At 72.9% G+C, this 19,753-nt stretch carries 16 protein-coding genes; 7 read left to right on the top strand and 9 right to left on the bottom strand.

Annotated features, from left to right (window positions below; translation table 11 throughout):
- Positions 1-69 precede the first annotated feature (69 nt).
- Both ACWGB8_RS21375 and ACWGB8_RS21370 read left to right on the top strand, forming a co-directional pair.
- A complete protein-coding gene (locus tag ACWGB8_RS21375; protein ID WP_452215119.1) occupies positions 70-1,497 on the top strand; it encodes a lipase/acyltransferase domain-containing protein in 1,428 nt (475 codons plus the stop codon).
- Positions 1,494-6,956, top strand: a complete 5,463-nt coding sequence (locus ACWGB8_RS21370) for a P-loop NTPase (RefSeq protein ID WP_452215118.1) — start codon at positions 1,494-1,496, stop codon at positions 6,954-6,956. Before ACWGB8_RS21375 ends, ACWGB8_RS21370 begins: the two co-directional genes overlap by 4 nt.
- 288 nt (positions 6,957-7,244) lie before the next feature.
- Here the strand turns inward: ACWGB8_RS21370 and ACWGB8_RS21365 are convergent, their stop codons facing one another.
- On the bottom strand, positions 7,245-7,643 hold the full coding sequence (locus ACWGB8_RS21365) for a VOC family protein (RefSeq protein WP_452215117.1): 399 nt from the start codon (positions 7,641-7,643) through the stop codon (positions 7,245-7,247).
- Between the two features lie 93 nt (positions 7,644-7,736).
- Here ACWGB8_RS21365 and ACWGB8_RS21360 point away from each other — a divergent pair, with 93 nt between their 5' ends.
- The 3 genes from ACWGB8_RS21360 (at position 7,737) to ACWGB8_RS21350 (ending at position 10,933) form a co-directional block, all read left to right on the top strand.
- Positions 7,737-8,786 (top strand): helix-turn-helix transcriptional regulator, encoded by a 1,050-nt coding sequence (locus ACWGB8_RS21360; RefSeq protein ID WP_452215116.1) that lies wholly within the window; start codon positions 7,737-7,739, stop codon positions 8,784-8,786.
- Between the two features lie 408 nt (positions 8,787-9,194).
- Complete coding sequence (locus ACWGB8_RS21355; protein WP_452215140.1) at positions 9,195-10,352, top strand: TROVE domain-containing protein; 1,158 nt, start codon at positions 9,195-9,197, stop codon at positions 10,350-10,352.
- Between the two features lie 86 nt (positions 10,353-10,438).
- Entirely contained in the window at positions 10,439-10,933 is a 495-nt protein-coding gene (locus ACWGB8_RS21350) for a hypothetical protein (protein ID WP_452215115.1), read from the top strand.
- A gap of 310 nt (positions 10,934-11,243) precedes the next feature.
- Here ACWGB8_RS21350 and ACWGB8_RS21345 read toward each other — a convergent pair whose 3' ends face one another.
- Entirely contained in the window at positions 11,244-11,792 is a 549-nt protein-coding gene (locus ACWGB8_RS21345; protein WP_452215114.1) for a hypothetical protein, read from the bottom strand.
- Positions 11,793-11,967: 175 nt separating this feature from the next.
- On the opposite strand from ACWGB8_RS21345, the gene ACWGB8_RS21340 reads away from it, so the two are divergent.
- Complete coding sequence (locus tag ACWGB8_RS21340) at positions 11,968-13,104, top strand: hypothetical protein (RefSeq protein WP_452215113.1); 1,137 nt, start codon at positions 11,968-11,970, stop codon at positions 13,102-13,104.
- 28 nt (positions 13,105-13,132) lie between these two features.
- On the opposite strand, the gene ACWGB8_RS21335 is transcribed toward ACWGB8_RS21340, so the two are convergent.
- The 6 genes from ACWGB8_RS21335 to ACWGB8_RS21310 all read right to left on the bottom strand — a co-directional run bounded on the left by ACWGB8_RS21335 (position 13,133) and on the right by ACWGB8_RS21310 (position 18,022).
- Entirely contained in the window at positions 13,133-14,017 is an 885-nt protein-coding gene (locus tag ACWGB8_RS21335; protein ID WP_452215112.1) for an urease accessory protein UreD, read from the bottom strand.
- Complete coding sequence (gene ureG / locus ACWGB8_RS21330; protein ID WP_452215111.1) at positions 14,014-14,718, bottom strand: urease accessory protein UreG; 705 nt, start codon at positions 14,716-14,718, stop codon at positions 14,014-14,016. Before ureG ends, ACWGB8_RS21335 begins: the two co-directional genes overlap by 4 nt.
- On the bottom strand, positions 14,708-15,385 hold the full coding sequence (locus ACWGB8_RS21325; protein WP_452215110.1) for an urease accessory protein UreF: 678 nt from the start codon (positions 15,383-15,385) through the stop codon (positions 14,708-14,710). Before ACWGB8_RS21325 ends, ureG begins: the two co-directional genes overlap by 11 nt.
- 66 nt (positions 15,386-15,451) lie before the next feature.
- Complete coding sequence (locus tag ACWGB8_RS21320) at positions 15,452-17,158, bottom strand: urease subunit alpha (RefSeq protein ID WP_452215139.1); 1,707 nt, start codon at positions 17,156-17,158, stop codon at positions 15,452-15,454.
- Between the two features lie 217 nt (positions 17,159-17,375).
- A complete protein-coding gene (locus ACWGB8_RS21315; RefSeq protein ID WP_452215109.1) occupies positions 17,376-17,687 on the bottom strand; it encodes an urease subunit beta in 312 nt (103 codons plus the stop codon).
- Between the two features lie 32 nt (positions 17,688-17,719).
- Complete coding sequence (locus ACWGB8_RS21310) at positions 17,720-18,022, bottom strand: urease subunit gamma (RefSeq protein WP_452215108.1); 303 nt, start codon at positions 18,020-18,022, stop codon at positions 17,720-17,722.
- Between the two features lie 153 nt (positions 18,023-18,175).
- Here ACWGB8_RS21310 and ACWGB8_RS21305 point away from each other — a divergent pair, with 153 nt between their 5' ends.
- Positions 18,176-18,298 carry a hypothetical protein gene (locus ACWGB8_RS21305; protein ID WP_452215107.1) on the top strand — a complete coding sequence of 41 codons (123 nt, stop codon included), beginning with the start codon at positions 18,176-18,178 and terminating at the stop codon, positions 18,296-18,298.
- A 106-nt stretch (positions 18,299-18,404) separates the two neighbouring features.
- On the opposite strand, the gene ACWGB8_RS21300 is transcribed toward ACWGB8_RS21305, so the two are convergent.
- Complete coding sequence (locus ACWGB8_RS21300) at positions 18,405-19,637, bottom strand: serine hydrolase domain-containing protein (protein WP_452215106.1); 1,233 nt, start codon at positions 19,635-19,637, stop codon at positions 18,405-18,407.
- Positions 19,638-19,753: the final 116 nt, after the last annotated feature.

The raw sequence follows: 19,753 nt of genomic DNA, 5'->3' as shown, positions 1-19,753 counted from the left end.
CCTTCGGAGGTGCAGCTGGCGTGATGGTGCGTCAGTTGCTGGTGTCGGCCGCGGAAGAAGGATTCACCTGTGCCGTTGAAACACCTGGTCGTGGTGGTCCCGGGCATCGGCGGAAGCGTCCTCCGGACTCCCGGCGGCGCACGGCGATGGGACGAGCACCGCCGGCGGCTGCTCGGGGCGCTGACCAGGCCCGATCGGCTGGGGCTGGACGAGTCGCCTGAGCTCGATCCGGTCGATGTCCTGCCGGACATCACCGTGGCCGGTCCCTTCGTCGTCCCGGGCTACGGCCGGCTGGTCCGCCGAATCGTCGACCGGTTCGGCGACGTCCGCATCGACACGGCCCGTCCGGGTCGACCCCCGGACCTCGGCGCGGACGTGCTGCTGTTTCCGTACGACTTCCGCCTCAGTGTCGAACACGCGGCCCGTCGCCTCGGCGCCGAGATCACGGCGCGCCTGCGCGGTGAGCACGCCGGCGCCCGGCAGCGCCGTGTGATCATCGTCGCCCACTCGATGGGCGGCCTGGTGGCGCGCTATTGGCTGGGCCCGGGTGGCGGAGCCGAGTACTGCAAGGCGCTGATCACCCTCGGGACCCCGCACCGGGGCGCGCCGAAGGCCTTGGACGTGCTCGCCAACGGCCTGCCCGTCGGGCCGGTCCGGCTTGCGGGGCTGACCCGTGTCATCAGGAGCTGGCCCTCGGTCTACGAGCTGCTGCCCCGCTACCCGGCCCTCGCCAGGCCCGGCGGCGCGGATCCGTTGTACCCGTACCAGTGGGACGCCGACCCCGTGTTCGCGGAACGGGCGACGGCCGCGTTCAAGGTCCACCAGGAGATCGAGACCGCCTGGACGGACCTGGCCGGGGAGCCGCAGCGCCCCCGCCTCACCGCGGTGTTCAGCCGAGGGCACGGCACCTTCCAGGAGGCCCGTCTCACCCCGGAGGGCGTGGCGGTGACCAAAGAGGCGGCCCCGTGGCTGCCCAACCCCACCTGGCACGGAGACGGCACCGTTCCGGCGATCTCCGCGATCCCCATCGATGCCGGGAACGATCTCAATGCCCGCCGCGTGTCGACCCAACGGCACCTCGCCCTCGCGTCCGCGGCCGTCGTCGTCGACCTGTTGACCGAGCACGAGAGCGATTCGCTCACGGCGGTACGCGGCGACGTGCCGGACCGTCCCTGGCTCGGGCTCGACCTCGACGAGGCCGCCCCCGCCGGTGTGCCCGTGCCGCTCCGGGTGACCCTCAACGGTGCGTCGGCCGACGAGCGCACCCGTGTGCGGATCCGGCACCGACCTGCGGGTGACAGGACCGCATCGCCCACCCCGTGGCGCGAGGCGTCACAGGACCCCGACGGCTCCTCCTGGCACGCCCTCCTCGACCCCCTGCCGGCCGGGCCCCACCATCTGGAGGTCGCGGCCACCGGGGTGCCTCGTGCGGACCGGCTGACCACCGGCGACACGCTCGCCGTCATCGCCACCGACCCCGTGGAGTGGGGCGAGTGAGCACGAGCTGGCCCCGGTGGTCCACCGACGCGCCCGCCGAGTTGCTGGCATTCGTCCAGCACCGGCGCGGAGGCGAGCCCGACCCCGGAACACCTGCCCGGTTGCTCGGCCTGGTCGAGCCCGCACGCGGAGACCTGCCACCGCTCGCCGGCGCACACGCCGTGTACGACGCGTTCGCCGCGCGTCGGATCACCTATGCCGATGAACCGGCCGGCAGTTCGCCGGGCCGGCAGACCATCCGCCCGCCCGACGAGGTGCTGCACCTTCCCCGGCACGGCACCTGTCTCGACCTGGCGGTCACCTACGCCGGAGCCTGTCTCGACGTCGGTCTCCACCCGATCGTCCTCATCACCGCCGGCCGCCCCGGTGCCCCCGCCCATGCCCTGGTCGCCGTCTGGCTGGGCGGGGAGGCGTCCGGCGGCGACCTCCTCGACTACCGGGCGGACGAGACCCGGCCGGACTGGCGGTCACTCCCGGAGGGCTTCCTCGACGACCTGGCCGACGCCGAGGACGAACCCGGCACGTACATCGTGATCGACATCACCGGCGCTGCCTGCCGCCCGGGCAACGGCACGCACCACGGCACCGAACCGAACGACCCCCGGCCCTGGGCCGCGTCGGTGGCCCACGGGGCCCGGCTCCTGCGCGAGGCCGTGGCAGAGGACCGCCTGCGAGCCGTCCTCGACGTCGGCCTCGGCCATCCGGGCACCGAACCGCACCCCCTGCCGGGCCGACTCCCCGTCCCGATCCTCTCCCCGCCGTACCATCCGCTGCCGGAGGACCTCGACGCGACGGGTCCGCTCAAGCTGATGTGGGCCCGCCACGACCTCATCCGCTTCCAGCGCCGCGACGAAGTCGACTCCCTGCGCGAGTACTTCCAGGCCCCCGACAGCGGCGATGCGCAGACCCGCATCGCACTGCTCCACGGTACGGGCGGCGCCGGAAAGACCCGCCTCGCCGCCGAACTCGCCCGCCGGCTCACCCAGGACGGCTGGTACACCGGGTTCCTCAACCGCGGCCCGGTCGCCGAGGGGTACGCCTGGCTCAGCCGCGTCGCCTCACCCCTGCTCGTCGTCGTCGACTACGCCGAGGACCACGCGACCGACGACATCATCAACCTGCTTCGCGCGCTGCAGGGCCGCGGGGCGCCGACCTGCCTGCTGCTCACCGCGCGCTCCGTGGCCCACTGGTGGAACGGCCAGATCGCGGAGGACCTCCGGAGGACGGGTCACCCCTACGCGCTGAGGAACATCCCGCTCACACCACAGCACCCCCGTCAGACCGGGGTGTACCGATCCGCCCTGAGATCGTTCGGTGCCACCGAGGCCGTCGTCCTTCCCGCCGCCCCGCCGGCCGACCTCACTTCCGGCCCGTGGACCACGCTCGACCTGGTCATGCTCGCCTGGCTCGAAGCCCGCTTCCCGGATGAACACCACCCCACCGACACGGCCAGGTTGTACGGGGAGATCCTCGACCACGAGTTCCAGTACTGGGAGCGCACCTACACCGCGCAAGTCGGTCGGCCCTCGGACGCCACTCCTCGGATTCTGCGTGAGGCGGGAGCCTGCCTCACGCTCCTCGCACCACAACGCGGCCGCATCGGCCAGGTCCTCAGGGGCGTCGCGGAACTCACCGACGACGGATTCCGCCGCGACCTGTTCGCCGGCCTGTTCGCGGACCTCCTGCCCACGACCCCCGAGGACGGCACCGTCGCAGTACGGCCCGACCCGCTCGGCACCCACCTCAGCGCTGCGGTCATCGGCGCGAATCCCGACCTGCTCGTCCGGTGCCTGAACCTGGCGGAGGACGACGAACTGCAGTCTGCGTGCGTCGGCATCTCCCGCTTCGCCACCGCAGCCCACCTCGACGGCGGGACCGCGACGGCCATGGTCGCCCTCGATGCCGTACCCAAGCTCTGGCGCGCCGCCCTGGACGTGGCAGCCTCCCAGGGCGGGCCGTTCGTGCGAGCCCTTGAGCAGCTCGCACAGGCGGATCCGACGCCGCTTCCGCTGGCCGAACTCGCCGGGACGATCCCCTCCGACCACGGCGCCCTGCCCCGGCTCGCCCTGATCGCCACCCAGCGAACCCCACCCCAGCGTGCGGGTTCGACCGTTGAGGAGTTCCGGTCCGCCCGGGCGGTCTGGCTCAGCAACCTCGCCGTACGGCAAGGGGACGTGGGTGAGCGGCGGGCGGCGTTGGAGTCGCTCACCGAAGCGGTCGCGATCCTCCGCGACCTCGCCCGGGACAATCCCGGCGATCACCTGCCGGACCTCGCCATGTCCCTCACCAACCTGTCCAGCCAGCAGACGGAGCTGGGTCAGCCCCGCGCAGCGCTGGAGTCCAACACCGAAGCCGTCACCATTCGTCGTGCGCTGGTGCAGGACGACCCCGACCAGTACCTGCCGGACCTCGCCACCTCCCTCAACAACCACTCCCTCCGACAGGCCGAGATGGGCAGGCTGCAAGCAGGGCTGGAGTCGGCCACCGAAGCCGTCACCATCCGTCGCGCGCTGGCGCAGGACGACCCCGACGAGTACCTGCCGGACCTCGCTGTGTCCCTCAACAACCTCGCCCTCCGGCAGGAGGAAGCCGGCGACGCCCTGGGCGCCCTCGACTCGATCACCCGCGCGGTGCAGATCCGTCGCGCTCTCGCCGAGCGGAGTCCCGCCGCGCACCTCCCCGCTCTCGCGCTCCATCTGGCGAACCTCGCCAACAGCCAGGCCCGCGCAGGCCGGCGGCAGGCTGCGGTCGGGTCCATCACCGAGGCCGTCCGAATCCGTCGCGGACTGGTGGGGGAGAACCCCGCTGCACACCTTCCCACCCTCGCCTCAGCCCTGAGCAGTCTGTCCGTCCACCAGAGGCACGCTGGTGACGTCGACGCTGCAGGGCTTGCCATCGACGAGGCCGTCGCCATCCGCCGCACCCTGGCGGAAGCCGACCCCGACGCGCATCTCCCCGATCTTGCGTCGGGGTTCAACAACCTGGCCAGCCACCTGGCAAGCGTCGGCGAGCACCACCAGGCCCTGGTATCGATCACCGAGGCTGTCACCGTCCGCCGCACCCTGGCGGAAGCCGACCCCGACGCACACCTTCCCGGTCTGGCTATGTCACTGAACAATCTCGGGCTCCGGCAGGCAGCCGTCGGCGAATCGCGCGAAGCCCTGGCGTCGGCGACCGAGGCCGTGCAGCACTACCGCACGCTGGCGGTCGACCACCCCGCTGCATACGAGCCGCACCTCGCTACTGCCCTCAACAACCTGGCCGGCCGGCAGTCGGACGCCGGCGACCCGCGCGGGGCGCTGATGCCCGCCGCCGAGGCCGTCGCCATCCGCCGCACCCTGGCCGAGCGGTACCCCGACGCACACCTCGGCGGCCTCGCCATGGCGCTGAACACCCTCTCCGTCCAGCAGGCGGACTCGGGTGCCATTCGGGACGCGTTGGTGTCCAACACCGAGTCCGTCCGGATCCGCCGCACCCTGGCGGAACAGGACCCCGTAGCGCATCTCCCCGAGCTCGCCCTGACGCTCAACAACCTCGCCGTCCGACAGGCGGAGGTGGGCGAGTATCAGGCGGCGCTGGAGTCCGCCACCGAGTCCGTCGGGATCCGCCGCACCCTGGCAGGAGAGAATTCCGGCGCCCACCTCCCCGACCTCGCCATGGCGCTGACCACTCTGTCCAACCAGCAATCCGAGGCCGGAGATCCGGGAGCGGCGCTGGCCTCCGTCACCGAGGCCGTCGCCATCCGCCGCACCCTGGCGGAGGCGTACCCTGCGGCATACCTCGCCGATCTCGCCCTCTCGCTCACCAACCTCGCCGTCCAGCAGAAGGAAGCCGGGCAAGTCCCCGCCGCGCTGGAGTCCGCCACCGAGGCGGTCCGGATCTGCCGTGTCCTGGCGGAGCAGAATCCCGGTGTGCACCTCCCCGCGCTCGCCACGGCGCTGAACAACCTGTCCGCCCTGCAGCAGGAGACCGGGGATGACCGGGCAGCACTGGAGACGATCACCGAAGCCGTCGAGATCCGCCGCTCCCTGGCACAGGCCAACCCCGGTGCCTACCTGGCCGACCTCGCCTCGTCGCTGAACAACCTCTCCAACCGGCAGGCCGACGCCGGTCAGGCCGCGGCAGCCATGGAGAGCATCACCGAAGCCGTCCTGATCTGCCGCACCCTCGTGCAGGACAAAGAAGCGGCGCACCTCCTCACCCTCGCGCACGCCCTGACCAACCTGTCGAAACGCCAGGGTGACGCGGGCGACACACAGACTGCCATGGCATCCATCAGCGAGGCAGTGGCCCACGTCTGCGCTTTGGCGCTGAAGAGCCCCGAGGCCCATCTGCCGAACCTCGGCCTATTGCTGAAGAACCTCCTCCGCCGGTACACGGCCGCCGGGCGGCGGGCGGAGGGCCTGTCCGCATCGGACGACGTGCTGTCCCGCTTCGACCCCAGCTCCGCAGCCGCTCTTCTCACGTACCGAGGCCACCAGCGCTACGTCGACGACGATCACCCGGGAGCTGTCGCCGACCTCCTCGATGCGGCCCGACGCGTCCACGACACCGTCGAGACCAGGCAGACCGGACCAGCACGCCGTGCCGTCAGAATGCTCCTCGATCTGCTCCGCGAGGAACCCGGCACGCAGTCCGCCATCGTTCGGGCACTCCCCGACCTGCCGCACTGGGCGAAGGCCGACATCCCCGAGGAGGACCTGGAGCGACTCGACCCCTGGTTCTCCGCGCCGACCTGGCCGGAGAAGGAGGAACTGCTCCGGCAGTCACCGTCCCTGCTGAGCGACGGTTACGACCGCGCCCTCGTCGCATTCGCCCGGACGGTGTACCCGGAGGCCGCGCCCATCGTCGAACTGGACGACCTCCTGAACGATGTCGCGGCCCGCGGCCTCGACGACGTTCTGGCCGAGCGACGCGCTCGACACACGGCAACCGTCCTGGTCGACGAGTGGCTGGCCACCCGGACCTGGTCCGAAGACCTGGACTACCTGCGGGCCCATCCCCAGCTGTCCACCGACCCGTTGGTCCACGACCTCCTGGCATCCCGGTCGGACGACCCCGCAGCCCGCCGGCACCTGGCGATCGTCGAGCTGACGAGCCATCTCGACCTTCCGGACGTCTACGACGCCCTCTCCGACACCGATACCGCGGTCGATGCCGCCATGGACCTCATCGACCGGGGCAACACCGTGGCGCTGGCCCCGCTCCTCCGCGCCGCCCCCGCGCTCACCCGCATGCCCTTCACGGGGCCCTACCTGGCGGCCGCCATCGCCGTCTGTCGAGCCGACGACGAACCTTCGCCGGAACTGCTCTTCGCCGACGCATACCGGGAGTCCACGCCCGTCCAACGGACTGCCGGCGCAGCCCGCCTGCGAGCACTCGCCCGCCACCAGCCCCACGCAGCCGCCGCACTCCTCAGGTTCGCCGAGCACCTGTCAGTGGAAGCAGCTGCCGACTGACCGCCGCAGCGCCGTAGAGCCAGGGCGGGCACGCAGGCAGGGCAGGAGGCCCCGTGCCGCCTGTCCGCCCCCGGACGCAGTCGGTTCACTGCTCCGGAATGCGGCCGTCGCCGTTCTCGTCCACGGCGTCGAAGACCGTGTCGGCGGTCGCCGTGACAATCTCGCGCAGCGCCGGGAGCCGGCCCAGCGTTCCGATGTCCCCTGCTGGTGGCGCTCCTGGATTCGGCGGCCGCGTTCACCGGGAGCCCTGTGATCTCAGGGCTCCCGGGTGAGCGGCTGTGCGTGGTGTCAGCGTGCGAACTTTTCGATGGCCGCCGGGGTGACGGGGGTGAAGAAGTTGACGAGGTTGCCGTCCGGGTCGCGGAACAGCAGCGACCGGTTGCCCCAGGGCATCGTGGTGGGCCCGTTGACGAAGTCGGTGACGAAGCCGGTCAGGTTCTGGTGAACGCGGTCCACGTCGTCGACGAGGAACTCGGTGATCACGCTGTGGTTGTCCGCCGGGCGGGCGGAGCCCGGGGCGAACAGCGGGACGGTGCGGGTGCCGGCGATCGCGAGGGTGGCGCCCGCGGTCCGGAGTTCGGCGAAGTCCTCGGTGGCCCACGTCGCCCGCGCCCCTGTGGCTCGCTCGTAGAAGTCGACGAGGCGTGCGACGTCGCTGGTGATGATGCGGATCGAGACGAAGTCCATGGGAATCTCCTTGGCTGTGCTGGAGGCGTGCTCGTCGCAGGCTAGGGGAAATAGTGGACAGAATCGGTCCTCTATTCGCGTTAGGCTGCCGACATGACTCGACCGACCCGCCGCGTGCTGATACTCCTGGAGCTGCTGCAGTCGGGCGGCACCCGGACGGTGGCCGAACTCGCCGACCGGCTCGGCGTCGAAGGGCGCACCGTGCGCCGATATGTGGACCAACTGATCGACCTCGACGTGCCCGTGGAATCGGTGCGCGGCCGCTACGGCGGGTACCGGCTGGCTCCCGGGGGCCGTCTGCCTCCGCTCATGCTCAGCGACGACGAGGCGCTGGCCGTGGTGCTCGGCCTGGTCGCGGGCCGCCGAGCAGGGTTGACGACGACGGAGCGCACGGCGAGCGAGACGGCGTCGGCGAAGATCCGGCGGGTGCTGCCCAAGCACATCGCCCATCGGGTCGACACACTCCTGGAAGCTCTCGCCTTCACGGATCAGCCCGGCGAGTTCGACACCCCGGACGCTGGGGTCCTGCTCACGATCGCCGATGCGGTGCGCCACCGCCGACCGGTCTCGATCCGCTACACCGACCGTGACGGACGGCGCAGCGAGCGCACGCTGCACGCGTACGGGATCGTCGCCCATGCGGGCCGCTGGTACGTCACGGGCAGGGACGCCCGGATCGGCGAGGACCGAACCTTCCGGCTCGATCGCATCGCAGACGCGCGGACCCTGCCCGGCTCATTCGAAGCGCCAGGGGGTCCCGGTCCGGAACAGCGCGTGTTGTCAGGGTTCGCCACGGCCGAGTACCGGCATGAGGTGACCGTGCGGATCCACGGGACCGTCGAGCAGATCCGTGCCCACCTTCCGGCTAGCGTCGCGAGCCTGGAGGAGCACGAGTCCGCGGCCGGCGAGGACCGCGCGACCGAGCGCTGGCTGCGCGTCGAGCTGCGGGCGGAGCGGCTCGACTGGTTGCCCCCGGTACTCGCCGCACTCGACCGGCCGTTCGTCATCGAGCGCCCCGACGAACTCCGCGACCTCGTCATCGCGCTCGCCGATCGCCTCACGTCCTGCGCCTCCTTCGCCGCCGAGCTGATCAAGCAACAAGGGTGCACCCCGGACCGAAGCCGTGCCGACGACGTCGCCTGAGCCCGCCTCGAACCGAGCCCCCGAAGACGCCCCGGAATATTCGCATGACGCGGCTGACCCCGGTCGGCTACGGTGCCGTTCGGCGCCTCCCGATGCGCCGGGCCCCGGTTACTTCCTGCGACGACAACACCGGCGCCCACTTCTGACCCCGGGAGGCCGCCCACCGTCCTGCCGTCGTACCGCACCCCGCTACCTCCGCGCCGCACCCCGCCGCCTCCGCTTCCGGCCCGTGACCGGAGCCCCGCCCGCGGGTGCCGTCGGCTGCCGCGCTCCGCCCACCCACAGGGGGACTCCTGCATGACCCGGTTCAACCGCCAGCGGACCAAGGCCGACGCCCGGGCAGAGATTCGGGCCGAGCTACCGGGACTCACCGCCGGCGGGGCGACCTCCCCGCTCTCCGTGCACGGCATGTGGACCCCCGTCTCCCGGCTGGCCCACGGCCCCTCGGCGATCGCGGCCGCCGCGACCGCCAACCACCGAGGCGGGGCCGGCTACCAGCGGGACCCGAAGTCCGAGCTGTTCCTGCTCGCCGTCTCCCACATGGCCGGCCGGAACACCTTCTACGAGAGCGCCTCCGCCCGCGACCAGCGGTTCGTCGACCTGGTCCGCCGGTTCGCGATCGAGAACCCGCAGTGGACCCTCGGCCTGCTCCGCTGGCTGCGCTCCGAGGCCCGGATCCGCACCGCCGCCGTGGTGGGAGCCGCCGAGTTCGCCCGGGCACGGGCCGAGGCCAAGGCACCCGGATTCTCCCGGCAGGCCGTCGACGCGGTTCTCCAACGGCCCGACGAACCCGGCGAACTCCTCGCCTACTGGACCGGCCGCTACGGACGACGCCTCCCGCAACCCGTCCGCCGCGGCGTCGCCGACGCCGTCCGACGCCTCTACACCGGCCGCGCCCTCCTCAAGTACGACACCCCCTCGCACGCCTTCCGCTTCGGTGACGTCCTCGAACTCACCCACCCGACCCCCGCCGCCGAACGCCCGTGGCAGGGCGCGCTGTTCCGGTACGCACTCGACCGCCGCCACCACCCCGACCGCGCTGAACCACCCGTGGGCGAACACCTGTTCGCAGCCCACCACGCCCTGCTCGCCGTACCGGTGGAGGACCGCCACGACCTGGTCACCGGGCCCGGCGGCGCCGAGCGGCTGACCGCCGCGGGCATGACCTGGGAAGCGGTGGCCGGCTGGCTGCAGGGCCCGATGGACGCCGCCGTGTGGGAGTCGGTGGTCCCCTCCATGGGCGCGATGGCCCTGGTCCGCAACCTGCGCAACTTCGACCGCGCCGGACTCCCCGACCGGGCCGCCGCCGCCGTCGCCCGCCACTACGACTCGCACGACCGCGTCGTCATCATCACCGACGAGCAGCCCCGCCGCTCGGAGGCGGCCGACCCCTTCGCGCCCGTCCCCGACGAGGTCCCCGTCTACACCTGGAACCTCTGCGGCTACGCCTACGGCCACGCCCCGACCGGCCCCCGGCGGCACACCTTCGGCGGCCTCTCCGACGCCGCCTTCGGGATGATCGACCTGCTGGAGGCGGGCTGGACGGGGCGTTGGCCCTGGGCGTGACGCTCTGGGCGTGACACCGCACCCGCGCGACCGGCCCGGGGCAGTCCCCGGGCCGGCTGTCGGACCCGTCTGACAGGGGGGCCGACATGAGCAACGGAACACCGGTCGCCCGCAGCGCCTACGTCCTGGAGAAGGCCTACCACGGGCAGGCCGACTACAGCGTGCTGTTCGTCTACTCCCGTCGCGAGCACATCCGCGCCCTGCTGCAGGACCTCCTGGTCGACCACGACCCGGAGGAGACCGGCCTGCACTTCGACGGCGAGAGCGCCGACCTGTGGCTCGTCGAACACGGCCGCCGCGTCGGGCACATCGACCTGCACCCGCTCATCCGGCGCACCGACGACCACGCGGTGGTCATCGACTGGGCCGGCTTCGAAGCCGCCGTACCCGCCGCGCTCACCGGCCCGGTGCTGCGCCACGGCGAGACGCTCGCCCTCCTCGAGGATGTCCGTGCCGGCGGCCCTCGGCGCGGCCCGTCGGGTTCTGGAGGCGGTCGAGGGTCCCCGCCGTCGGGATCGGATCGCGGCGTGCAGCCGGTGCGACATCAACGGCTTCGTCTCGGACGAGGTCGACGGCCGTGAGGTCGTCAGTCGCTGTCTCCACCTGCCCGCGGCTCGCCGCCCCGATGACGACCACGCCCCCGTCGACCGCGTCTGAGGTCCCTGTGACGCGGGGGGTGCCATTGTGCTGCGTTGGTAGAGCCGTACCGACCGAGCTGTTCTTCGCCCGGGTCCAGGCCGCCGAGTGGGCCTGCCTCCTGATGGGGCGGCCGTTCGGCGTGCTTGCGGACGTGAACATCGTGCTGCGCGGGGCTCCAGGCAATCACCTTCACCGCTCGCGGCTGACGGCTCCTTACCGCACCACCGGAGCTCGGCACGCACGGTGCCGTGGTCAGCGCAGGCCGGCGGCCCAGGCCGTCAGGGTGGCGAAGTCGGGAGCGGCCAGCCCGAGTGCGGGGTCCACCCGGTGGAGGAGGGCCGGGCCGTCGTGGTGCTCGCGGACCCACGCCCGGTCTGCGTCGGTGACCTGGTCGTCGACCCACGCGAACGGGCGGCCCTGGGTCCAGGCCACGATCTCGGGCGTCTTCCAGAACACGCCGTCCTCCGGCTCGGGGCGCGGTTCGGACCAGGCGATCACCGGCAGCGGGGGCAGCCCCAGCAGTGGTGCGAGGAAGTCGTTGGCCTCCTGCTCCCAGGTCGCCGCCCAGACGAGGTCGAACGGCAGCCCGGCCAGCGCCGGCCCGTGGTCCGGGTTGAGCCAGACCCGCAGCGGCTTGACCGGCTTGTTCGGCAGCCCCCATTCGTCGGGCCACCGCCGTTCCGCCGTCTTCCACTGCGGGGTCGTCAGCCGGTGCGTGCCGTAGCCCTCCGGCCGCCGGTGCGGCTTCGCGGCGTACGGATTCAGCGGACCGTCGACGTCCACCAGCAACAGCGGCCGCATCGGCCCACCCCCTCGGATCGTCCCCGCACAGTATCGGCCGGGGGCAGCAGGGCCGAACAGGATTTCCCGCCACCACCCCCGCCCCCCACGCCCGATTGCGGCGGTGCGAGGGCCGAGGCGTGACGACCGGGTGAAGTCGGGGGCCGGGCCGTCGGTGATCTGTTCGAATGCGCCCATGAGTAACGCGACACGACGCAGCCTGCGGGGGTTCGCCGAGACCCTGGTCCGCCTGGGGATCGCCACGGACGACCAGGTCGCCACCGGCCTGGCCGAGGCCGCCGACATCGGGATGGACCTCGACGAGGAGGCCGACGACCCGGAGGAGCTGACCTTCCTCGTCGGTGACTGCGGTCTCGGCTTCCAGACCCAGGAGAAGGCGTCGGGCGGGCTGGCGGAGGCGTACGAGGAGGTGCTGACCGGGGCCGCGGCCTGCTCCGGAGGGGCCGTCGTGGTGGACCGGGTGACCCTGCGGCGGGACGAGGACGGCGGGGAGTACCTGTACGTCCGCCGCAACGGCCGTGCGCTCTGGTATCGGCCGGACCACCTCTCGGAGACCACCCGCTACGTCGACTGGAACGTCCTCTTCGAGGCCGTCGCCGATCTCGTCCCCGGCAACGGCGACCCGCGCCGCTTCCACCAGCTGGACGAGGACTCCTACGACGCGCACTGGCTGCTCCTCACCGCCGAACAGGCGGACGGCCTGCGCGAGTTCGGCCTTCCGCTGCCGGTCGACCTCGGCTCCGACGTCCGCGACGGCCTGCCCACCGCGCCGCCGGAGACCGCCGAGTGGTACCTCCAGGACGACCGCCTGCGGGCGAGCGAGGAGTCCCGGCGCCGCCTGGACGCCTGGCTCGCCGCCATGGACACCGCCCTGCGCGACTGGCGGGCCGCCCACCTGCCCGCCGACTTCCCGTACGACCGCACCCCGGACTCCCTGACGGCGCTCGCCGAACTCCTCCTGGCCCGCCACGACGGGCCCGAGGTCCTGGACGCCGACCCGCTCGCCGACGACTTCCTCCAGGGCGCGATCCGGTACATCGGGGAGACCGCGCTGCGCCACGGGCCGTGCCGCTGGACCTACCGGTACACCGCAGCCGACGCCCATCCGTGGGTGTTCGACAACCAGCCGCTGATCCGCTCCAACACACCGGACGAGTTCTCCGACCACCTCTCGCCCGAGCTGGAGCTGCGCACCCTCCTGACCGCCCGCGCGCCGCACCACCTGCGGGACCGCCTGTCGGGCATCGGCGCTTCCCTCGCGAGCTACCGCACCGCCCTGCGCGCCCGCGAGCGGCCCGCCGAGGAGTGGTAGCCGAGTCCCTCCAGGCGGTTACCCCGGGTCACCACCCCGGCCCGAGTGCCTGGCGCAGGGTGAGGGCGTCGGGGGCGAGCGCGGTGAGCAGGGTGGCGTCGGGCCCGGGAAGGGTGAGCAGCGCGGCCTCCGCGGCCTCCGGTACGGGGTGCCCGGAGGGGGCCGGCGGGTGGCCGACGGTGAGGAGTTGGCCGGTGCTGCGGTGGCCGCCGAGGACGGCGGGGCCGTCCCAGGCGGGGGCGCCGGGCCCGAGGTCGGTCTGCTGGTCGAGCAGCAGCCGGCCGGCCTGGCGGACGGTGAGGCGGGAGGTGAGCCGGCCGGGGGCGGCGCCGCGGGCCCAGTCGTGGTGGCGGCCGAGGACCTGTTCCTCGCGGTGGCGCAACAGGGCCCCGGCGGCCAGGGTGATGCGGGTGTGCAGGACGAGGTGGCTGTCGGAAGCGGCGATCACCGGTTCGGGGTGCCAGTCGAGGCGGGCGCCGTCGCCGACCGTGAGGTGGATGTCGAGGCGGGCTGGCCCGGGGGCTGTCCCGGGCCCGGGGAGGCTGACGGTGGCGGCGGCGCTGCCGACGGCCAGGGCCGCGCCGGGTTCGACCCGGACGGTGATCGCGATCCGGTCGCCGCCGAGCGGTCCGGCCATGGTGCCGACGAGCAGGACCCGCGCGGTGCCGGGGTGTTCGGCGCGGGTCCGGCGCGGGGCGAGGGGTCCGGCTCCGGCGAGGACGGGCAGGGCGGTGCCGCCGCGTCCGTCGGGTGCGGCGGTGATCCGGGTGTGGTGGGCCGGCGGCGCAGTGACCGGCGGCGCAGAGACCGCCGACTCGGAGGCCGGTGGCTCGGAGGCCGGTGACGGCGAGACCGGTGACGCCGAGACCGCTGACTCGGAGACCGGCGGCGCGGATTCCCCGGTGGGGGTCATGCAGCCTCGCCGGCCCGCCACCGGCCGAGCCGCTCCCGTACCCAGGCGGCCACCGGGGCGACGCCGTCCGGGGTGGTCAGCGAGCAGAAGAGGGTGGGCAGTTCGCCACGCTGGGTGCGGGCGTCGCGGGCCATCACCGCGAGGTCGGCGCCGACCAGTGGGGCGAGGTCGGTCTTGTTGACCACCAGGAGGTCGGAGGTGGCGACGCCGGGCCCGCCCTTGCGCGGGATCTTGTCGCCGCCGGAGACGTCGATGACGAAGATCTGGTGGTCGACGAGGCCGCGGCTGAAGGTGGCGGTGAGGTTGTCGCCGCCGGATTCGACCAGGACGAGGTCGAGCGGGCCGAGGGCGTCCTCCAGTTCCTCGACGGCCTCCAGGTTGGCGGAGATGTCGTCGCGGATGGCGGTGTGCGGGCAGCAGCCGGTTTCGACGGCGGTGATCCGCTCGGGCGGCAGGACGGCGTTGCGCAGCAGGAACTCGGCGTCCTCGGTGGTGTAGATGTCGTTGGTGACGACGGCGAGGGAGAGTTCGTCGCGCAGTTCGCGGCAGAGTGCGGCGACGGTGGCGGTCTTGCCGGAGCCGACGGGGCCGCCGAGGCCGATCCGCAGGGCGCGGCGGCGGCCTGCGCGGTCGGGGTCCGGGTAGGCGTAGCGGACGGGGGTGTGGGCGGGGTCGCCGTGGTCGGCGTGGTCACGATGCAAAGAGGCGGACCTTCCAGGCGGCGTGCTGTTCGGCGGTGAGGTCGAGCAGCGGCGCGGAGTGGGCGGGGAGCAGGTCGGCGTCCCCGTGGGCGAGGGCGGCGAGGGCGGCGGCCTCGGCGTCGGCGGTGACGGCGTCGAGCTGCGGGGCGAGCCGGGCCAGGGCGGCGGTGACCTGGTACGGGTCGAGTCCGAGCAGGCGGACGCAGGCGGTGGCCGGTCCGTTGACGCTCTCCTGGACGGCGACGGCGGCGGCCTGGCCGGGGGTGAGGCGGGCGGCCCGGGCGGCGGTGCCCAGGGCGACCGGTTGGTGGGCGCCGCGCGGGTGGGCGGCGGCGAGCCGGTCGAGTGCGGGGTCGGGCCAGGCGGCCCGGGCGGCGCGCAGGAGTTGGCGGCCGAGGCGCCGGGAGGCGGCGCGCAGGGCGGGGGACGGCGTGCGGGCGTCGGCGGCCTCGTCGAGCAGGGCGGTGTCGAGGCCGGCTGCCGCGGCGGCGGCGAGGGCGGCGGTGGTGAGTCCGGTGGTGTGCAGCCGTCCGGTGAGGAAGGCGGTGAGGCCGGCGGTGTCGTGCACCCGGCCGGAGCGTACGGCTGCCTCGGCGCCGCCGGAGTGGGCGTGCCCGCCGGCGGGGAAGCGCCCGTCGGCGAGCAGCAGCAGTGCGGCCGTGCCCATCAGTGGTGTCCCATCGGCGGAGGCTCGTCAGTGGTGCTCATCCGAGCTCATCGGGATTCGAGCTCATCAGAAGAGGAAGTACCGCTGGGCGAGCGGTAGTTCGGTGACGGGTTCGGGGGTGATCGGTTCGCCGTCGACGGTGACGGTGAAACGGTCGGGGTCGACCCGGACGTCCGGGCGCGCGGTGTTGTTGACCATGTGGTCCTTGGTGACGCCGCGGGTGTTGCGGATGGCGGTGAACGCTTTGCCGAGGGCGAGCCGTTCGGGCAGGTGGGCGTCGAGGGCGGTCTGGGTGGTGAAGTTGACCGAGTTGGCGGCCGGGGCCCGTCCGTACGCGCCGAACATGGGCCGGGGCAGGACGGGTTGGGGCGTGGGGATGGAGGCGTTGGCGTCGCCCATCTGGGCGTGGGCGATCTGGCCGCCCTTGATCACCAGGTCGGGTTTGACCCCGAAGAAGGCGGGGTGCCAGAGCACCAGGTCGGCGAGCCGGCCCGGTTCCACCGAGCCGATCTCGCCGTCCAGGCCCTGGGCGACGGCCGGGTTGACGGTGTACTTGGCGATGTAGCGCCGCGCCCGGTGGTTGTCGGCGCGGCCGTCGCCGGGCAGTGGGCCGCGGCGGCGCTTCATCACGTGCGCGGTCTGCCAGGTGCGCAGGATCACCTCGCCGATCCGGCCCATGGCCTGGGAGTCGGAGCTGATCACGGAGATCGCGCCGAGGTCGTGCAGGATGTCCTCGGCGGCGATGGTGGAGGGCCGGATCCGGGACTCGGCGAAGGCGAGGTCCTCCGGTACGTGCGGGCTGAGGTGGTGGCAGACCATCAGCATGTCGAGGTGCTCGTCGACGGTGTTGACGGTGTGCGGCCGGGTCGGGTTGGTGGAGCTGGGCAGCACGTTGGGCTCGGAGACCACGGTGATGATGTCGGGTGCGTGGCCGCCGCCGGCGCCCTCGGTGTGGTAGGCGTGGATGCCGCGTCCGGCGATTGCCGCGAGGGTGTCGGCGACGAATCCGGCCTCGTTCAAGGTGTCGGTGTGAATGGCGAGTTGGGCGCCGCTCCGGTCGCAGACCCGCAGGCAGGCGTCGATCGCCGCGGGCGTGGCGCCCCAGTCCTCGTGGATCTTGAATCCGACCGCGCCCGCCCGCAACTGGTCGTGCATCGCCTCGGTGTTGACCGTGTTGCCCTTGCCGAGCAGCCCGACGTTGACCGGCAGGTCGTCCATTGCGGCGAACATCCGGGCCAGGTGCCAGCCGCCCGGCGTGATCGTGGTCGCCTTGCTCCCCTCCGCCGGTCCGGTACCGCCGCCGATCAGGGTGGTGATCCCCGAGGCGAGCGCCTCGTCCGCCAACTGCGGGCAGATGAAGTGCACATGGGCGTCGATCGCACCCGCCGTGAGGATCCGTCCGTTCCCGGAGATCACCTCCGTCTCGGGGCCGATCACCAGCGCGGGGTGGACGCCGTCCATGGTGTCCGGGTTCCCGGCCTTCCCGAGCGCGGTGATCCGCCCGTCCCGGATGCCGACGTCGGCCTTCACCACACCCCAGTGGTCCAGCACCACGGCGCCGGTGATCACCGTGTCCGGCGCACCCTCCGCCCGGCTGGTCCGGGCCTGGCCCATCGACTCGCGGATCACCTTGCCGCCGCCGAACACCGCCTCGTCACCGCCCCGGCAGCGGTCCTCCTCCACCTCGATCAGCAGATCGGTGTCGCCGAGCCGGATCCGGTCGCCGGTGGTGGGCCCGTACAGGTCGGCGTAGCGCTCGCGCGACAACCGCAGTGCGTACCCGTCCGGCGGGTGTCCGTTCGACGGGTGTCCGTTCGGCGGGTTCCCCTTCAGGCTGTGCCCGTTGGGCCTGCGCCCGACCTGCCCGTGCTCGTTCGGCGCGCCTCCCTTGGACCCGTGCCCGTTCGGCCTGCCTCCGTTGTGCGCGCCTCCGTTCGACCGGTGCTCGTTCGACCGGTGCCCGTGCGGCCCGTCTCCGTCCGTGCCCGGATCAGCCATCGAGCGGCCCCCCGGTCTCCCCGCGCAGCCCGGCGACCACCCGCAGCCCGCCCAGCGGCACCAGTTCGACGGCCACCGGGATGCCCGGTTCGAAGCGGACGGCGGTACCGGCCGGGATGTTCAGCCGGCGCCCGCGGGCCGCCGCGCGGTCGAACTCCAGGCCCGGGTTCGCCTCGGCGAAGTGGTAGTGCGAACCGACCTGCACCGGCCGGTCGGCCGTGTTCAGTACGGTCAGCGGCATTGCCTCCAGGCCCTGGTTGAGGCCGATCGTGCCTTCCCCGCACAGAATCTGACCCGGTGTCACGGAATCTATCGCCGTCGTCACCGCAGGGGCGCTCACAGGATCGGCCCGTGCACGGTGACCAGCTTGGTGCCGTCCGGGAACGTGGCCTCGACCTGGACGTCCGGAATCATCTCGGGTACGCCGTCCATCACGTCAGCCCGGCCCAGGACGGTACGCCCGGACGCCATCAACTCGGCCACCGTACGCCCGTCCCGGGCACCCTCCAGCACGTGCGAGGTGATCAACGCGACCGCCTCGGGATGGTTGAGCCGCAGCCCGCGGGCCTGCCGGGACCGCGCCACATCGGCGGCGACATGGATGAGCAGCCGCTCCTGCTCATGGGGGGTGAGTCTCACTGCGCGCACCTCGGGGGTTCAGAGCGCGCGGACACAGCGTTGTGCCGCGAGGGTACCCGGGCGTGCGGGGCTGTCCGGAGAGAGGGTGGGGCTGCGCGGGCAGCACCGCCCGACGCGACCGCCCTCCGGCCCGCACGCCGGAGCTTCGATCCAGTGGCCGTTACCGTAGCGGACGAACGGACCCGCTCCAAGGGAGCCTTCGGCGCGCTGCGCCATTCGGGGGACGCCGTCAACTCGCGGTCGGTCGGCGCAACCTTCAACCAGTTCGACCTCTGACACCCCGGCGTGTCGGGTGCCGGGCCGACCGGAGGCGCCCGGTCGGCACGGCACCCGTGCGTGCAGTGCGCACGCACGACCGACCGGGTGCCGGGCCTGCTTCGGCTCAGCCGAAGTCGGGAATCGGGTGGTCCGGCGCGAGCGCCGCCGCGATCCGCTGGGTGATCGTGTGCGCGGTGTGGCCGGACGGCGTGTCGGGCCCCTGCGTGGTGGTCACCGCGATGGCGAGCCGTTCGGACGGCAGGTACCCCTGCGACGCGGTGTAGCCGAAGAACAGCGGGTGCTGCGACACCCAGTCACCCAGCACCACCACGCCCATCCCGTAATGGGTCTCCTCCGTGTTCGCCAGGCACACCGTCGCCGGACACGTCGCGGTCGGATGCCCCAGACCCACCGTCCCCGGGTTCAGCAGCTCCCGGTACCCGGACGGCGACAGCAGGCGCCCCGAACCCACCCCCGCGGCCGAACTCTCCAGGTCGCAGATGTTCGTGGTCTGCACGGCGCCCGGAGCCGTCGTCCAGGACGGGTTCCAGAAGCTCGACTCCTCGTACGTCCCGCGGTCCGAGGTGAACGCGTGCAGCACCGGCGTCGGGATGTCCGGCGTGAAGCCGTTGCGCGTCTCGCGCAACCCGAGCGGGCCGAGCACCAGCTGCTGCAGCACCGCGTCGAGCCGCTTCCCGGTGATCTTCTCCAGCGCCGCGCCGAGGATCACGAAGTTGGCGTGCGAGTAGTTCCAGTTGGTACCGGGCTCGTACAGGAGGTCCGCCGTGGTGGAGACGGCCAGCAGCTCCTCGGGCGTCCACTGGCGGAACGGGTCGGCGTAGACCTGCTCGCCGAAGCCGGGGGCGGTGACGTAGTCGATCAGCCCGGAGGTCGAGGAGCCGAGCATGCGCAGGGTGATCCGGTCGCCGTACCGCAGGTCGGGCAGCCAGCGGGAGACCGGCTCGTCGAGGCCCACCCGCCCCTGGTCGACCAGCCGCAGCAGCGCCGTTCCCATATAGCTGATGGCCACGTTGCCGTTGCGGAAGTGCATCGCGGGCTCGGCCGGAACCCCGGTCATCGACTCGCCGAGCGCCGTCGTGACGACCTCGCGGCCGCCCCGGGTGACCCGCACGATCACCGACTTGAGGTCCATCTCGGCCTTCGCCTGCTCGGCGATCCGCCGGATCTCGGCAGCGGGCCCCCGGTCCGGCAGCCGGGAGGCGACACACGGCCGGCCGTGACCGTGCCCCCCGTTCCCCGGCGCCGCCGCACTGGCAGGCGCGACCGGGACGAGCAGGGCGACGAGTGCGGTGACTGCGGCCAGGCGCAGCAGCGGCGACGAACGGGAGGGTCTCATCCCCGCAGTATCAGCCGCCCCCTCCCGCCCCCCGGCCCCCCGCCCGCCGACCCGCACGAGCATCACCCGTCGGGCCCGCGAGCGGCACGCTCGGCGAGCGCGGGCCGACCCCGGGT

It is taken from the genome of Kitasatospora sp. NPDC054939 (assembly GCF_053610105.1).
Note: the sequence above shows the minus strand (reverse complement) of the source record. Positions and strands in the feature narration are given on the sequence as shown.

What these genes read in the sequence shown, in the direction of transcription:
- ACWGB8_RS21365 (WP_452215117.1), bottom strand. Translation starts at nt 7,643, where the DNA reads ATGGACTTCGTCTCGATCCGCATCATCACCAGCGACGTCGCACGCCTC.
- ACWGB8_RS21360 (WP_452215116.1), top strand. Translation starts at nt 7,737, where the DNA reads ATGACTCGACCGACCCGCCGCGTGCTGATACTCCTGGAGCTGCTGCAG.
- ACWGB8_RS21355 (WP_452215140.1), top strand. Translation starts at nt 9,195, where the DNA reads ATGTGGACCCCCGTCTCCCGGCTGGCCCACGGCCCCTCGGCGATCGCG.
- ACWGB8_RS21350 (WP_452215115.1), top strand. Translation starts at nt 10,439, where the DNA reads ATGAGCAACGGAACACCGGTCGCCCGCAGCGCCTACGTCCTGGAGAAG.
- ACWGB8_RS21345 (WP_452215114.1), bottom strand. Translation starts at nt 11,792, where the DNA reads ATGCGGCCGCTGTTGCTGGTGGACGTCGACGGTCCGCTGAATCCGTAC.
- ACWGB8_RS21340 (WP_452215113.1), top strand. Translation starts at nt 11,968, where the DNA reads ATGAGTAACGCGACACGACGCAGCCTGCGGGGGTTCGCCGAGACCCTG.
- ACWGB8_RS21335 (WP_452215112.1), bottom strand. Translation starts at nt 14,017, where the DNA reads ATGACCCCCACCGGGGAATCCGCGCCGCCGGTCTCCGAGTCAGCGGTC.
- ACWGB8_RS21325 (WP_452215110.1), bottom strand. Translation starts at nt 15,385, where the DNA reads ATGGGCACGGCCGCACTGCTGCTGCTCGCCGACGGGCGCTTCCCCGCC.
- ACWGB8_RS21300 (WP_452215106.1), bottom strand. Translation starts at nt 19,637, where the DNA reads ATGAGACCCTCCCGTTCGTCGCCGCTGCTGCGCCTGGCCGCAGTCACC.